We start from the raw sequence: 14581 nt of genomic DNA on the forward strand, positions 1-14581 counted from the left end.
CGCTATTTGACGATGCGCAGCCGTCGCATCAGCAGATAAGCCAAGAGCGCCGATCCGACCAACAAGCCTGCCGCCCACAGAAATCCGCTGTCGACATCGGTCAGCGGCAATCCCTTGGTGTTCATGCCGAAGATGCCGGTGACGAGCGTCGGCGGCAGCAGCATCATGGTGACGACGGAGAGCGCATGCAGATGCTTGTTGCTCTCCTCCTCGAGCTTGAAGCGCAGCTCCTCCTCCAGCAGGCGGCTGCGCTCGCGCAGTTCGACGATGTCGTGGTCGAGGCCGTCGAGCCGCTGTGCCAGCTTGCCGGCCTGCAGCCGCAGCGCCGGGCTGAGATTGTCCATGTTCTTCAGCTCGAGCCGGTGAAACAGCACGCGCAGGCCGGCGAGCTGGCGATGCACCCGCACGCAGGTCCGGCGCATCCGCCCGAGCGTGCCGCGCATCTCGGAATTGGTTTCGCCGGCGACCACCCGGTCCTCGATCGCATCGATCTCGGTGCCGATCTTGTCGGCCATGCGGTCCATGGTGTCGGCGACCTCGTGGATGATCTTTTCCAGCAGCGCCGCGACGCTATCCACGCGATAGCCGCTTTCGAGCACGCGGCGCGTCGCGTCGACCGCGCAGAGCGCCTGGTGGCGTCCACTGATCAGGAGACGCTCGGTCATCGCAAACCGGAGGAAGTCGGTCTCCTCGGTCGGCGCATCGATGCTGCGGACCAGATCGGAAAACAGGCCATAGACGCAATTGTCGATGGTGTGGATCTGCTGGAATTCGTCGTTCGACAGCAGCAGGTCGCGCGCGAGCTGCGGGATGTGCATGTTGGCGAGCCACGCCCGGGTGCGGACATCGCTCAGGTTGAAGTGCAGCCACAACCGTCCGTCATGGCTCGGCTCGATCGGCTTGTCGATCGGAAGCGCCTCGGCACGGCCGTCGTGGTGCAGGCGAAACGCCCAGACCAGGCCGGGGACGGCCTCACGCGTCAGCAGCGAGCCGACAGGAGCAGGAGGTGGATCAGCCAGCATGGCCGCTCTCCAAAAGACTCTTCAAGGCAACCGCGCGAAATGACATGCTCAAAAACCCGCCGCCGCGCAAAACCGGGCGGGCGCGTCCTTCGTCATATTGGAGGACGCGCCCGTTACAGTTTTATGTCAGCGACAGCCCTACTCGGCCGCAAGGCCGGTCGGCGTCGCCGCCTCGGCGGCTTCCTTGTTGTAGTCGTGCACCACGCGGCCGAACGGCAGCGTCAGGTCGGCGAGGAAATGGTGCGCGCCGACGACGCGCTTGACCGGGAAATCCGCGACCGGCGCGTTGACATGCGGCACCAGATGCAGCCGGCCCGGCCCGATCCACGATCCCTTGACGCGATGTCGGTCAGGTTGATCGCAACCAGTTGGCAGATTTCGAGATGGCCGTCGACGCCGGGGATCATCTTCAGATTGATCTGCGTCTTCGACAGCGTGGCGCGGGTGTTGTCGCCATTGCCCGCCATGCTCTCGTGCTTGTAGCCCATCGTGCCCATCGCAACGAGCTGGCCGGCATATTCCAGCGTGCCGGTCAGCGTGTCCTTGACGATCTCGAGCTTCGGGTGGGCGTACTTCTTCGGAAAGCCCCAGATCTCGCGGCCGGCCGCGATCGGCGGATCATCGTCGAGATACATCTGGCAGACGAAGTTGACCTCTTCGCCATGCAGGCGCGCGGGGATCACAAGGCCGGACTCGGTGTAGCTGCCGAAGCCGGAGCTGTCGGGCATCTTGATCCATTCGTAATGCACGATCGCCTGCTCGATCGGCTCCAGCGGCTCAGGCAGGCCGGCACGGATCAGCTCCGGATCGGTCTCATAGGTGATGACAAAGAATTCGCGATCGATGAAGCGGTAGGGACCGGCGGGATAGCTCGGACCGGCGGCCGGCATGGACGGAAGCTTGAGCAGATCTTCCCTGCGCATCGCAATAACCCCCTGTTTGAAAAGCTTGCGCGGAAGCTAACGGCCGAGATTGACAGCGAGATGAGGGATTTCCGTCAGCCGCATGACCCGCGTTTCGCTGATGAGGCCAATGCTAACCATGCAGGCAGGCACGGCGGATGCGCCATGGGCCGACGCGGCGTTTGTCATCACGGCGTCATCGGCGCCCTGAATTCTCGCCGCGAATTTTTTGGAGTGTCTGAGATGGACGCGCGAACCCCTCATTTTGACGATATCGAGCACGCGACGCCCGGCTGGCGCCCCGAAGGCTGCGATCGCGTGGCGCTGGTGCTGCAGGGCGGCGGCGCGCTCGGCGCCTATCAGGCCGGGGTCTATCAGGCGCTGCATGAATCCAATATCGAGCCCGACTGGGTCTGCGGCGTCTCGATCGGCGCGATCAACTCGGCGATCATCGCCGGCAATCCGCCCTCGAAGCGGCTTGAGCGGCTGCACACATTCTGGGATCGCATCACCAGCCGCAAGATCTGGCACTACACGCCGGATGGCGACGTCTTCCGCAAGGCGCGCAATTTCACCAGCTCATGGCTGACGACGACGCTCGGGCAACCCGGCTTCTTCACCCCACATCAGACCAATCCGTGGTTCAGCCCGGCCGGCGCGCGCACCGCCACCAGCTATTACGACACCACGCCGTTGCGTGAATCACTGCTCGAGCTGGTCGATTTCGACCGCATCAATTCCAAGACGATGAGGTTTGCCGTCGGAGCGGTGAACGTGCTGTCCGGCAACTTCATCTATTTCGACAATGCCCATGACGAGATCATCCCCGAGCACATCATGGCGAGCGGCGCGCTGCCGCCGGCACTGCCGATGGTGAAGGTCGGCACCGATCATTTCTGGGACGGCGGCATCGTCTCCAACACGCCGCTGCAGCACCTGCTGGACCAGGAAGACACCGCCAACTCGCTGGTGTTCCAGGTCGACCTGTTCTCGGCGCGCGGCATGCTGCCGCGCGACATCCAGGACGTGATGGCCCGCCACAAGGACATCATGTATTCGTCGCGCACCCGCTACAACACCGACGTCTACCGCAAGACCTACAATCTGCGCACCGCCCTGCACAACGCGTTGGGGAAAATCCCCGACGATCAGCTCTCGGATGAAGAGCGCCAGCTCAAGAAGGCGAACAGCCGGCTGCCCGGAATCACGTTGCTGCAGCTGATCTATCAGCAGAAGGCCTATGAGGGCGACGCCAAGGACCACGAATTCTCCGGCACCTCGATGCGCGAGCACTGGGTGAGCGGACACGAGGACACCAAGCGTTCGCTGAAGCATCGCGAATGGATCAATATGCCGGAGAACGGCATGGGCATCGTGATCCACGACGTGCATCGGGAGAGCGAGTAGCATCGTCATTGCCGGGCTTGACCCGGCAATCCATCCCGCTTCGGACAAATTACTCGTCCGCTCGCGCGGACGATGGATGCGCGGGTCAAGCCCGCGCATGACTTGCTGAATTTGCGGCGACGCTTACGGCCGCGTCGACATGTTGCCCGGCGGGCCCGGGGTGCGGATCGGTTCGGCCAGACGCGCGAATTCGCAGAGCAGCGAGCGCGTCTTGCGCGGATCGATCACCTCCTCGACCCAGAACTTCTCGGCCGAGCGGAACGGCGAGCGCAGCTTGTTGAGGCGATCCTCGATCTCGCGCAGCTTGGCGGCGGGATCACTGGCCGCGTCGATCTCGGCGCGATAGGCCGCCTCGATGCCGCCCTCGAGCGGCAGCGAGCCCCAATAGGCCGACGGCCACGCATAGCGCATCGAGAACCGGTTGGCCGGCTGATGCACCACGCCGGCGACACCGAAAGCGTTGCGGATGATGATGGTGCACCACGGCACCGTGCTCTGGTTGACTGCGGCCATCGCCCGCACGCCGTGGCGGATGGTCGCCGACTTCTCCGCCTCGAGCCCGATCATGAAGCCCGGGCAGTCCATCAGATAGACCACCGGTAGATGGAAGGTCTCGGCGAAGTCGACCCACCGCACCACCTTCTGGCAGGCGTCCGCGGTCCACGAACCGCCATAGTGGAACGGATCGCTGGCGAGCAGCAGCACCGCCCTGCCCTCGATCCGCGCCAGCCCGGTGATAACAGGCCGGCCGAAATTGGCGGCGACCTCGAAGAACGAGCCCTTGTCGACGACGGCCTCGATGATCGGCCGCATCTTGTAGACCTGCTTGCGGTTGCGCGGCACAGCCTTCAACAGCGCCTCCTCGCCGCGTTCCGGATCGTCGGTGCAGGGAATGGTCGGCGGCAAATCGTAGACCGACGACGGCAGATAGGACAGGAAGCGCCGCGCGTAGTCGAACGCCTCCTCCTCCGTCTCCACCGCCTGATCGATCGCGCCGGCGCGGGTCTGGATATCGGCGCCGCCGAGCTCCTGCTTGGTGAGGTCCTGCCCCAGGCGCTTCACCACCGGCGGGCCGGCGACGAACATCGCGGAGCTTTTGGTCATGATGGAGTAATGCGTCGCCGCCAGCCGCGCCGCACCTAAGCCGGCGACCGAACCGAGGCCGAGGCCGACCACCGGCACGCGCGCCAGATTGGCGGTCGTGTACCAGTACCAGCGCGTGCCGCCGACGCCGCCGGGCAGATTGGCGGCGCCCTTGGTCTCGATCGTCTTCACCGAGCCGCCGCCGCCCGAGCCTTCAATCACGCGGACGATCGGCAGGCGGAAGTCATGCGCCATCTCCTCCGCCATCAGCGGCTTGGCGGAAATCGATGCATCGGCCGAGCCGCCGCGCACGGTGAAATCGTCGCCGACCACCACCACGGTGCGGCCGTCGACCCTGGCGCGGCCGAACACGCAGTTCGCAGGCGTCAGATGCTTGAGTTCGTTGCTCTCGTCATATTCGGCGATGCCGGAGATGGCACCGACCTCGTGGAAGCTGCTCTGGTCGACGAGCTTGTCGATGCGCTCGCGGACGGTGAGCCGGCCCTGGTCGCGCTGCCGCTTGACCTTGTCAACGCCTCCCATCTCCCGCGCGAACGCTTCGCGCCGGGCGAGGTCGTCGAGTTCCGGCTTCCAGCTCATTCATTGCCTCCGTCTTGATCATTTTGTTGTTGTTATGGGCGGCGACCGAAAGCGACTTGCGTTCGATGCGATTGCTGAAGATATCGCCGTCGGCGCCTTCGAGCAGGCTGCCGAGCGCGGCGGCGAGTTCGACCATCTGCGGTGCGACCTCGCGGTGCAGCCGCTCTTCGTCATACATCGCCGAGAGCAGGCCGATCGTTGTGACCACATAGGTCTGATACTGCGGCGACCACAGCGGCACCGCGACGCCGTTGATGTGCGGGCTCCACAGGCCGCAGGCGACGACGTAGCCGTGTTCCTGCAGGTGACGGCGGTTGGCCTCGATGCGCGGCGTCAGCATCTTGGCGCTCTCAGGCAACTCGCCCTCCATCTCTGATATCAGCGCGTCGCCGATCACAGGATCGAGCGCGGCCGTGTAGGCGTGGCCGGCGGCGGTGGTCGCCATCGAGATGCGGCTTCCGGTGGCCTCATGCAGGCCGAGCGCGTTCGCCGCGCGGGCGAACTCCAGATAGACCATTGGAAAGCGGTCGGGGATCACGAAGCCCACCGTGCCCGGCAATTGATCGGCGACATCCTGCAGGCGCAGCCGGATCAGATTGCGCAGCTGCAGCCCCTTCATCATCGTGGTGCTCATCGCGACCGCACTCGGACCGATCCGATACTTCTGGTCGCGCGGCAGATAGACGAGCTGTCCCATCCGCGTCAGCGTGTGCGTCAACCGCGACACCGTCGAACGCGGCAGGCCGCAGCGGTTGGAGATTTCGAGATTGCCGAGCCTGGCTTCGTGCCCCTCGAAGCACCGCAACACATCAAAGGCGCGCGACACCACCTGGATGACATCGCCATCGCCTGTCTCGCTGGCGCGCATTCCCTGCCTGCTAAGTCGTTCCGAGCGCCGACCCATTTGTTTTGTCTCCATTCCGTCCTGCGGAATAAAATTCCACTTGCAGATGAAGCTACCTCAGGCAATCTGCCGCCACAACAAAAAGCCATTCGCCGGATGAAATTTCCGCAAGACGGTATCGGAGAGTGGAATGCCAGAGATCAAGGTCGTGACCGAAGTTGCCGGGCGCGTTTGCGCGCTTCCTGTCGAGGCCGGCAGCAGCGTCGGCGATGGCGACGAGATTGCGTTCGTCGAGGCGATGAAGATGGAAATACCGGTCACATCGACGGCAGCAGGCAAAATCAAGTCGATTCTGGTCAAGATCGACGACGTCATCGCCGAAGGCCAGGCGGTCGCGATCGTCGAGACCTGAGATCTCGCAACCTCCGGCCAGCCGCGACAATCTGTCCGGTGATGCAGCGGCCGAAATAGGCGGCCTGCGGCCAAGGCGGCGTTGCCATCGCCGGATCGCGATGCAATCATCCCGCCCGGAAAAGTTTCGCACAGCGAAACAAAGGGAGGGATTATGATCCATCGGCTGATGGCGCTCGCGCCTGCCGCGCTTGCCGGCCTGTCACTCGTCGCTGCCCTGCCCGCCTCGGCCGAGGACATCAAGCTGCCGCCGACCATGGCGGTGACCGCCTATGACACCGGCACCGCCGGCTTCAACATCGCGGTCGGCGTCGGCAAGATGATGAAGGACAAATACGGCACCGACGTCCGCGTGCTGCCGGCCGGCAACGACGTCGCGCGTCTCGCACCCTTGCGCGCCAAGCGCGCCGTCTCGTCGGCGATGGGATCGGGGACCTATTTCGCGCAGGAAGGCGTGTTCGAGTTCGGCGCCAAGGAGTGGGGCCCGCAGCCGCTGCAGCTGATGCTGTCGTCGGTCGACTGCAATTGCGGCGCCCTTGGCGTGGCGGCGGATGCCGGCGTCAAGGAGATGAAGGATCTGCGCGGCAAGCGCGTCGGCTTCGTGGTCGGCTCGCCGGCGTTGAACCAGAACTCGCTGGCGATGCTCGCCTTCGGCGGCCTCACTCAGAACGACGTCAAGATCGTCGAGTTCGCGAGCTACGGCGCGATGTGGAAGGGCCTTATCAACAACGACACCGACGCCGCCTTCGGCACCACGATCACCGGCCCCGCCAAGGAGGCCGAGACCTCGCCGCGCGGATTGATGTGGCCGCCGCTGCCCGCCAGCGACAAGGAAGGCTGGGCGCGGGTGAAGAAGGTCGGCTCGTTCTTCTTCCCGCAAACCGCAACCTGCGGCGCCGGCATCTCGCCGGACAAGCCGATCCAGCTTGGCAACTACCCCTACCCGATCTTCGTCGCCTACGCCGCGCAACCGGCCGACCAGATCTATGCGATCACCAAGGCGATGATCATCAACTACGACACCTACAAGGATTCGGCCCCCGGCGCCGGCGGCCTCAGCGCCGACCGCCAGACCAAGAACTGGGTCGTCCCGGTGCATCCCGGCGCGGTGAAGGCGCTCAAGGAAGCAGGCTACTGGAGCCACGAGCAGGACGCGCATAACAACGCGCTGTACAAGCGCCAGGAAGTGCTGGGCGCGGCCTGGACGGATTACGGCAAGTCCAACCCACCCTCCGACGAAAAAGCCTTCCTCGACGGCTGGATGAAGGCGCGCGCCGCGGCACTTGCGAAAGCCAATATGCCTAATGGCTTCGACTAAAGGCGGTTAGGCTGCCGCGATAACAAGATCATCGAGAGGGGAGCGCGATGTCCGACGGCGCGGCCGCGACGGCGAAGAAGGTCGAGTTCGACGATCCGCATCTCTCCGCGGCGGCCGACCTGCAGGAGTCCGAGGTCACGCGCATCCGCACCTTGCGCGGCGCCTGGCGCTGGGCCCTGCTGGTGGCCACGGCTGCGACCATCCTTCTGTGCGTCAACCAGCAATTCTCGCTGCGCTTCTTCATCGATTACACCCAGCTCAACACCGAATATTTCTACGTCCTGATCGCGCTGATGCTGCCGTTCACCTTCCTGATCTTCCCGGGAAGCGAGACCGCGCCGCTCGACCGGATTCCCTGGTACGACCTGCTGCTGTTCGCGCTGACATTCGGCTCGGCGATCTGGCTGACGGCCAATATCCGCAAGGCTGCAGCGGCCGGATGGGAGTTCGACGGCGCGCCGACCAATGTCATCGTTGCCGGACTGATCATGTGGTTCGTGCTGATGGAGGCGTTGCGCCGCACCGGCGGCTGGAGCCTGCTGCTGAGCGTGTTGCCGTTCACGCTCTATCCGCTGTTTGCCGACGCCAGCTGGCTCGGCCCATTCCGCGGCACGCAGTCGACGCTGCAGCAAACCACGGCCTATCACATGCTCTCCGGCGAGAGCCTGCTCGGCATCCCGATCCAGGCCTTTGCCGACACGGTGATCGGCTTCCTGGTGTTCGGCACCGCGTTGATGATGACGGGTGCCGGCAAGTTCTTCATCAATATCGCGTTCGCGATGTGCGGCACCTTCCGCGGCGGCGCAGCCAAGGTCTGCGTGTTCGCCTCGGGACTGCTCGGCACCGTCGGCGGCAGCATCGTGTCCAACGTGCTTACCGCAGGCACCATGACGATCCCTGCGATGAAGAAGACCGGTTTCACGCCGTCCTATGCCGGTGCCATCGAGGCCTGCGCCTCGACCGGCGCGGTGCTGGCGCCTCCGGTGCTCGGCGCCACGGCGTTCGTGATGGCGCAGTTCATGAACACGAGCTACGCCGACGTCGCGCTCGCCGCGACCATTCCGTCGGTGCTCTACTATGTCGGCCTGTTCGCTCAGGTCGATGCGTACGCCGCCCGCCACAAACTGGAAGGCATTCCGCGCGCCGAGCTGCCGCGGTTCCGCGATGCCTTTATGGAGGGCTGGTATTATCTGTTCGTCATCGTCGTGCTGGTAGTGATGCTGCTCTACTTCAAGCGCGAAAGCCACGCGCCGTTCTATGCCTCCGCCCTGCTCGTGATCCTGCACCAATGGTCGGGCCCGGCGCCGTGGAAGGCCGGCAACACGGCGGTGCTCGCCCTGTCGGTCGCGGTGACGGCGCTGATGCTCTGGTTCGGCGTGCTCAACGCCGTGCTGGGGAATGTGCCTGCTTGTAGCGCTCAATGAGTTCTTCCCGGGCAAGAACTGGGGCGGCGCCCGCTGGCTGCAATTTCTCGAGCTGAACGGCAAGACCTTCGTCGAGTTGATCGCGATCCTCGCCGGCTGCGGCCTCCTGATCGGCGCGTTTTCGCTGACCGGCGTCATCTCGAGCCTCGCCAACGATCTGCTCAGCATCGCGGCCGGGGATGCCTTCCTGCTGCTGATCATGTGCGCGATCACCAGCCTGATCCTTGGGCTCGGGCTGACGACGACGTCCTGCTACATTTTCCTCGCCATTCTTGTCGCCCCCGCGCTGGAGAAGCTCGGGCTGAACAAGATGGCCGTGCACATGTTCATCTTCTACTGGGGCATGCTCTCATCGATCACGCCCCCGGTCGCGATCGCCTCCTTCGCGGCGGCCGGCATCGCCGGCGCGCCGGCGATGAAGACCGGATGGGAATCGATGTGGGTCGGCAGCATCATCTATTTCATCCCGTTCTTCTTCGTGCTGAACCCGGCCCTGCTGCTCCAGGGCAGCAACCCCTATCTCGAGGCGCTCGGCCTCACCGGCCTTGCCTGTTTCGGCATCGTCTTCATCTGCGGCGGCATTCAGGGCTACCAGGCCTATGTCGGCGACCTGCGCAGGGCCGGCATCATGGAATGGCCATTGCGGGTGCTGCTGGTGATCGGCGGTTTCGTAGTGGCGACGCCCGGCGGCGGCATCATGCCTCTGTCGCAGCTCCAGATCACCCTGCTGGGTCTTGCGATCCTCGCCCCGACCACCCTGATCGCGCTGGTGCTGGTGCGCCGCCAGGCGCTGGTTGCGAACCAGTTGCGCGCGCCCTGATTGCGTTGCACAACAGGAGGCGATGAAACAATCGCCTCCGCCTGTCACCGCCAGCACCGTCAACTGGACCAGCTCGCAGCCGCCGCTGCTGCGGTTTCTGCACACGTGTTACGCAGACTTCCTCCCGGAGGCCGCCGGCGCGGTCGCCGATTACATCCCCGAGCTCGGCAAGGCCGACCCTGCCCATTTTGGCATCAGCCTCGCGACGCTCGACGGCCATGTCTACGAAGTCGGCGATACCAGGGTGCCCTTCACCATCCAGTCGATGTCAAAACCGTTTGTGTTCGCTCTGGCGCTGGACACGCTGGGCGCCGAGCGGGTGGAGAGCGTGATCGGCGTCGAGCCGTCGGGCGACCCCTTCAACTCGATCCGGCTCAATGCCGACAACCACCCGTTCAATGCGATGGTCAATGCCGGCGCGATCGCCTGCTCCGGCCTGCTCCACGCCGACAAGGGCGACGGCGCGTTCGACTTCATCCGCCAGGCGCTCGGCCGCTTCGCCGGCCGCGAGCTCGGCGTCGACGAGGCGGTGTACGCCTCCGAGAGCGCCACCGGCGACCGCAACCGGGCGATCGGCTATCTCTTGCGCACCAACAGCGTGATCACCGACAACGTGCCTGCGGTGCTCGACGTCTATTTCCGGCAATGCGCCATCCTGGTCACCGCGCGCGACACCGCCGTGATGGCGGCGACGCTTGCCAACCGCGGCATCAATCCACTGACCGAAGAGCAAGTGGTGACGCCCTACGCGATCGCGCGCACGCTCTCGGTGATGACGTCGTCGGGCATGTACGACTACGCCGGCGAATGGATCTACCGGGTCGGCATCCCCGCCAAGAGCGGCGTCGGCGGGGGCATTCTGGCGGCGCTGCCGGCTCGGCTCGGGCTCGGCAGCTACTCGCCGAAGCTAGACAAGCACGGCAACAGCGTGCGCGGCATCAAGGTGTGCGAGGCGCTGTCGTCGCATTACGACCTACACATGCTGAACCGCAGCGACGACGCCCGCCACAGCATCATCGCCGACTACAATATTGGTAAGAACCCGTCGCGGCGGGTGCGCCGACCGCAGGAGCAGGAGATCCTGGCGAAGCACTTCCAGGAGGTGCGCGTGATCGAGCTGGTCGGCACGCTGTCGCTCTCCAATGTCGACTATGTCGCGCGCCGCCTCGGTGGCGGGCCGCGGCCAGAGTTCGTGATCTTCGATCTGCGCCGCGTCACCGCGACGACCCGCGCCGGCGCCCGGCTGGTCGCCGAAGCCTTCCAGGAACTGGCCGAGCTCGGCGTCACCGTGATCCTCTCAGGCATCAAGCGGACTTCGCGCGAATGGACCACGATCAGCGAGTGGACCAACCGGCTCGGCAATATCAGGGATTTCTATCTGCTCGACACCGCGATCGAGTGGGCGGAGGACCAAATCGTCTACCGCTATGGCGGCTCGATCGACTTCCTCGAGACGACGGAGCTTGCCGAGCAGCCGCTGCTCGCCGGACTAAGTGAGCAGGAGATTGCAGATCTTATCCCGCTCTGCACGGTCAGGACCTACCAGCCGAATGAGCAGATCATCGCCGCGGGCAGCGAGGCGACCTCGCTGTTCTTCCTGCGCAGCGGCGTGGTCCACGTCACCCTGCCCGACGGCATCCGGCTGGCGACGCTGACCGCAGGCATGGCGTTCGGCGAGATGGGACTGCTGGAGCCGAAGCGGATCGCGGACGTGGTCGCCGACATGTCGGCGACCACCTACGAAGTGACGATCAAGGATTTCGAGCGCTTCCGCGAGCAGCATCCGCGGGCCGGCGAGCGGATCATGCGCAACCTCGCGCATATTCTCGCCGAGCGGCTGATCCTGGCGAATGCGAAGGTGGATCTGCTGACGTCGGGGTAGATTCCAATCATGCAGCGCGAGGACTTGTACAACTCCGTCATGCCCGGGCTTGACCCGGGCATCCACGTCTTGCTGCTAACCGTGAAGAAAGACGTGGATGGCCGGGTCAAGCCCGGCCATAACGTCGGAGGGTGCATGCGCTCCGGCCTCTCCGCGCGACGCCTTAGCTCACCACTTCCGTCACCGGCTGCATGTCGATCTCGAACGTTTCGAGAAATTTCGACGTCATGATGTAGAAGCCGACCGAGAGCTGCAGCTCGATCAGCGCGGCCGGCGTCAGCATCGCCGCGATCGCCTTAAAGGTCGCGTCGGTCGGTTTCCTCAGCTTGACGATCTCGTCGGTGAAGGTGAGCGCCGCGCGCTGCACCTCGTTGAAGCAGGTCGCGGACTGCCAGTTGTCCAGCGCCGCGTTCTGCTCGTCGGTGACGCCGACATTCTTGCCGATGCGTTTGTGCGCAACGATCTCGTAGGGCGCCTCGCAGAGAATGCCGGTGCGCGTGATCGCAAGCTCGCGCACGATCGGATCGAGTTCGCCCTTGTGGCGGATCGCACCGCCGAGCCGGCAGTATTGTTCAAAGTAGCTCGGCGAATGCGCCATCATGCGGAAGATGTTGGCGTTGCGGTTCTTGTCGAGGATCTCGCGGGTGCGCGGGTTTGCCTTCGCGGGATCGGAGTAGTCGATGCGGGCCATTTCCTAACCTTGATCTTGCCGTTGTTTCTGTCGGGTTCCGAAACACTAGAGCCTTTTCCGTTCCGATGAAATTGGAACGGGGCTCTAGATCCTTGTTTTGACGCGTTTTCTTCACACGAACCGGCATCCACTGCGCTCGAAAACGCTCTGTACGGGCGGCCGTCGCAGGAGCAACACGCGCGAGTCAAATTGCCGCCGCATTCCGAGACAACCTTGTCACAGTCGATATTCGCTGAGTGGGGACTCATCAAAAGCGGATGCTCGACGCGGGGTGTTCCGAGTACAAAAATCTGGCCGTCTTGCGCTCTCTCGGCGCAACGATGAGTCACGCCCAAGTCTAGGGGAAACGCATGAAGGAAGCCACCAAGAGGGCGGCCTCGGAAGCGCTTGCGCAAATGCTGGCGGTGACGGCGATGCTCGTCATCGCCAGCTTTGTCTTTTATTGGCACTGAGGCATGATCCGGAAAAGTGTGTAGCGGTTTAATCATGCCCACAAGTTATCCGCAAACTATGAGGGGCGCGAGCGAACCAATTCAGCCTGGTCTCGCGTTCTGATCGGATCGTTCAGCCCCTCATTTCGTCTTCGCGAAGTATGGAACCAGCCGTCCCGCGAATTGCGTGAAGCGCGCGGAAACCTTGTCGCCGACGGCGAGGTCGTGGTCGCCATGGGCCATCATGCGAAAGCCCTCGTCGGCATCGACAAGCAGGATGTTGTAAGGCACGTGCGCCCGCGTCGCCGGTGTCGCGGCGCGGCAGACCAGCGAGGTCGCATACACCGTCCCTGCCCCGCTCGCGCGATGCTCGGCGAGATCGGACGCGCCGCACGCCGCGCAGAAGCTGCGGCGGAAATATTGCCGCGCGCCGCAGGCGCTGCAGCTCTGATAGACGATGGCTTCCGCGCCCTCGGTCCAGTCAGCGATCGGTCCGCTCATCGCACGCGCTCCAGGAACATGCTGACATGCGACGACAGCACGCCGCCGTCGCCGTGCAGCAGCGCGACCGAGGCGTCGCGCACCTGACGGTTTTCTGCGCGGCCGGTCATCTGCAGCTGGGTTTCGACCAGATGCGCCATCGCGCCGCCGACGCCGCAATGGCCATAGCTGAGCAGCCCGCCATGGGTGTTGAGCGGCATCTCGCCATCCTGATTGAAATAGCCGGCGCGCACCCGCGCCGCCGCCTCGCCGCGCCCGGCGAGGCCGAGGTCCTCCAGCAGCATCGCGAGCGTGATCGTGAAGCTGTCGTAGACCGCCGCATAACGGACGTCCGAGATCGCGATGCCCGACGCCTGTTTCGCCTTCGCGATCGAAATCTCCGCGCCAAGCTCACTCAGCGCCGGCGCGGCCGTGACGTGCTGATGGGTGTGCGCCTGGGCGCAGCCGCGGACGCGGACCCGCCGCTCGCCGGTCGGCTCGCGGCTGATCACGCAGGCGGCGCCGCCGTCGGACACCGGACAGCAGTCGAGCAGTTTGAGCGGCATCGCCACCGGCTTCGAGGCCATCACGTCGGCAACGCTGATCGGCTCGTGGAATTGCGCACCGGGATGCGTCAGCGCGTGCTTGCGCATCAGCACCGCGAACTCGGCGAGGTCTTCTTGCGTGAGGCCGTATTCATGCATGTAGCGGGTCGCGACCAGGCCGTAATAGGCCGGGATGGTCGGCCCAAGCGTCACCTCGTAGTCGGGATGCCCGACCTGGGCCAGCGCCTGGATCGAGGCGTCGCGGCTCTGCCCGGTCAGCCGGTTCTCGCCGCCGACCACCAGCACGTGTTTTGCAACGCCGGCGTCGACGAGGTGATGCGCCAGCATGGTCATCGCAAGCCCGGTGGCGCCGCCGACCTGCACGGCGTGGGCGTAGGACGGCCGGATGCCGAAATGCTCGGCAAACACGGTCGCTAGCATGATGTGCGGCGAGACGGTGGAATAGCCGCAAAGGATGCCGTCGATCTCGGAGCGCTTCAGCCCGGCATCTGATATCGCAAGCTCGGCCGCCTTGCTCATCAAATCGAGCGAGGATGAGCCCTCATGCTTGCCGTAGGACATGAGGCCGACGCCGGTGACGAAGCTCATCTTTTAACCTCCCCTTGCAAAGGGGAGGTCGGCTTGCGCAAGCAAGCCGGGTGGGGATCTGTCTCCGCACCATGCGCTGTCGCCTGTGGCTGCCCCCCACCCTGCCCTCCCC

At 64.6% G+C, this 14581-nt stretch carries 10 protein-coding genes and 2 pseudogenes; 5 read left to right on the forward strand and 7 right to left on the reverse strand.

Features of this window, described 5'->3' with window-relative positions:
• Nucleotides 1-2: 2 nt before the first annotated feature.
• Together HAP54_RS40030 and HAP54_RS40035 are read right to left on the reverse strand one after the other, a co-directional pair.
• Nucleotides 3-1022: a transporter gene (locus HAP54_RS40030; RefSeq protein WP_166296625.1), complete on the reverse strand. Its 1020-nt coding sequence runs from the start codon at nt 1020-1022 to the stop codon at nt 3-5.
• A 138-nt stretch (nt 1023-1160) separates the two neighbouring features.
• Nucleotides 1161-1945: pseudogene (locus tag HAP54_RS40035) on the reverse strand (acetoacetate decarboxylase).
• A gap of 222 nt (nt 1946-2167) precedes the next feature.
• On the opposite strand from HAP54_RS40035, the gene HAP54_RS40040 reads away from it, so the two are divergent.
• The gene (locus HAP54_RS40040; protein ID WP_166296628.1) at nt 2168-3331 is read left to right on the forward strand and encodes a patatin-like phospholipase family protein; all 1164 of its coding nucleotides are present in this window, start codon (nt 2168-2170) and stop codon (nt 3329-3331) included.
• A gap of 123 nt (nt 3332-3454) precedes the next feature.
• Here the strand turns inward: HAP54_RS40040 and HAP54_RS40045 are convergent, their stop codons facing one another.
• Both HAP54_RS40045 and HAP54_RS40050 read right to left on the reverse strand, forming a co-directional pair.
• Nucleotides 3455-5014, reverse strand: a complete 1560-nt coding sequence (locus HAP54_RS40045) for an acyl-CoA carboxylase subunit beta (RefSeq protein WP_166296631.1) — start codon at nt 5012-5014, stop codon at nt 3455-3457.
• Nucleotides 4944-5918, reverse strand: coding sequence for an IclR family transcriptional regulator (locus HAP54_RS40050; RefSeq protein ID WP_166296634.1), 975 nt, complete (start codon nt 5916-5918; stop codon nt 4944-4946). Before HAP54_RS40050 ends, HAP54_RS40045 begins: the two co-directional genes overlap by 71 nt.
• A gap of 130 nt (nt 5919-6048) precedes the next feature.
• Between HAP54_RS40050 and HAP54_RS40055 the strand changes: the two genes are divergently transcribed.
• The 4 genes and pseudogenes from HAP54_RS40055 to glsA all read left to right on the forward strand — a co-directional run bounded on the left by HAP54_RS40055 (nt 6049) and on the right by glsA (nt 11713).
• On the forward strand, nt 6049-6270 hold the full coding sequence (locus HAP54_RS40055; RefSeq protein WP_166296637.1) for an acetyl-CoA carboxylase biotin carboxyl carrier protein subunit: 222 nt from the start codon (nt 6049-6051) through the stop codon (nt 6268-6270).
• A 153-nt stretch (nt 6271-6423) separates the two neighbouring features.
• Nucleotides 6424-7587 carry a TAXI family TRAP transporter solute-binding subunit gene (locus HAP54_RS40060; RefSeq protein ID WP_166296640.1) on the forward strand — a complete coding sequence of 388 codons (1164 nt, stop codon included), beginning with the start codon at nt 6424-6426 and terminating at the stop codon, nt 7585-7587.
• A gap of 47 nt (nt 7588-7634) precedes the next feature.
• Nucleotides 7635-9831 (forward strand): annotated as a pseudogene (locus HAP54_RS40065) (TRAP transporter permease).
• 22 nt (nt 9832-9853) lie between these two features.
• Nucleotides 9854-11713: a glutaminase A gene (gene glsA, locus HAP54_RS40070; protein WP_166296643.1), complete on the forward strand. Its 1860-nt coding sequence runs from the start codon at nt 9854-9856 to the stop codon at nt 11711-11713.
• A gap of 163 nt (nt 11714-11876) precedes the next feature.
• On the opposite strand, the gene HAP54_RS40075 is transcribed toward glsA, so the two are convergent.
• The 3 genes from HAP54_RS40075 to HAP54_RS40085 form a co-directional block, all read right to left on the reverse strand.
• Nucleotides 11877-12404 carry a carboxymuconolactone decarboxylase family protein gene (locus HAP54_RS40075; RefSeq protein ID WP_166296646.1) on the reverse strand — a complete coding sequence of 176 codons (528 nt, stop codon included), beginning with the start codon at nt 12402-12404 and terminating at the stop codon, nt 11877-11879.
• A gap of 572 nt (nt 12405-12976) precedes the next feature.
• Entirely contained in the window at nt 12977-13336 is a 360-nt protein-coding gene (locus tag HAP54_RS40080) for a Zn-ribbon domain-containing OB-fold protein (RefSeq protein WP_166296649.1), read from the reverse strand.
• Complete coding sequence (locus HAP54_RS40085) at nt 13333-14469, reverse strand: thiolase family protein (RefSeq protein ID WP_166296652.1); 1137 nt, start codon at nt 14467-14469, stop codon at nt 13333-13335. The genes HAP54_RS40080 and HAP54_RS40085 overlap by 4 nt, the downstream gene beginning before the upstream one ends.
• Between the last annotated feature and the right edge of the window lie 112 nt (nt 14470-14581).

The organism is Bradyrhizobium sp. 2S1, from assembly GCF_011516625.5.
GTDB lineage: Bacteria > Pseudomonadota > Alphaproteobacteria > Rhizobiales > Xanthobacteraceae > Bradyrhizobium > Bradyrhizobium septentrionale.

What these genes read in the sequence shown, in the direction of transcription:
- HAP54_RS40030 (WP_166296625.1), bottom strand. Translation starts at nt 1,022, where the DNA reads ATGCTGGCTGATCCACCTCCTGCTCCTGTCGGCTCGCTGCTGACGCGT.
- glsA (WP_166296643.1), top strand. Translation starts at nt 9,854, where the DNA reads ATGAAACAATCGCCTCCGCCTGTCACCGCCAGCACCGTCAACTGGACC.
- HAP54_RS40060 (WP_166296640.1), top strand. Translation starts at nt 6,424, where the DNA reads ATGATCCATCGGCTGATGGCGCTCGCGCCTGCCGCGCTTGCCGGCCTG.
- HAP54_RS40045 (WP_166296631.1), bottom strand. Translation starts at nt 5,014, where the DNA reads ATGAGCTGGAAGCCGGAACTCGACGACCTCGCCCGGCGCGAAGCGTTC.
- HAP54_RS40080 (WP_166296649.1), bottom strand. Translation starts at nt 13,336, where the DNA reads ATGAGCGGACCGATCGCTGACTGGACCGAGGGCGCGGAAGCCATCGTC.
- HAP54_RS40055 (WP_166296637.1), top strand. Translation starts at nt 6,049, where the DNA reads ATGCCAGAGATCAAGGTCGTGACCGAAGTTGCCGGGCGCGTTTGCGCG.
- HAP54_RS40075 (WP_166296646.1), bottom strand. Translation starts at nt 12,404, where the DNA reads ATGGCCCGCATCGACTACTCCGATCCCGCGAAGGCAAACCCGCGCACC.
- HAP54_RS40040 (WP_166296628.1), top strand. Translation starts at nt 2,168, where the DNA reads ATGGACGCGCGAACCCCTCATTTTGACGATATCGAGCACGCGACGCCC.
- HAP54_RS40085 (WP_166296652.1), bottom strand. Translation starts at nt 14,469, where the DNA reads ATGAGCTTCGTCACCGGCGTCGGCCTCATGTCCTACGGCAAGCATGAG.
- HAP54_RS40050 (WP_166296634.1), bottom strand. Translation starts at nt 5,918, where the DNA reads ATGGGTCGGCGCTCGGAACGACTTAGCAGGCAGGGAATGCGCGCCAGC.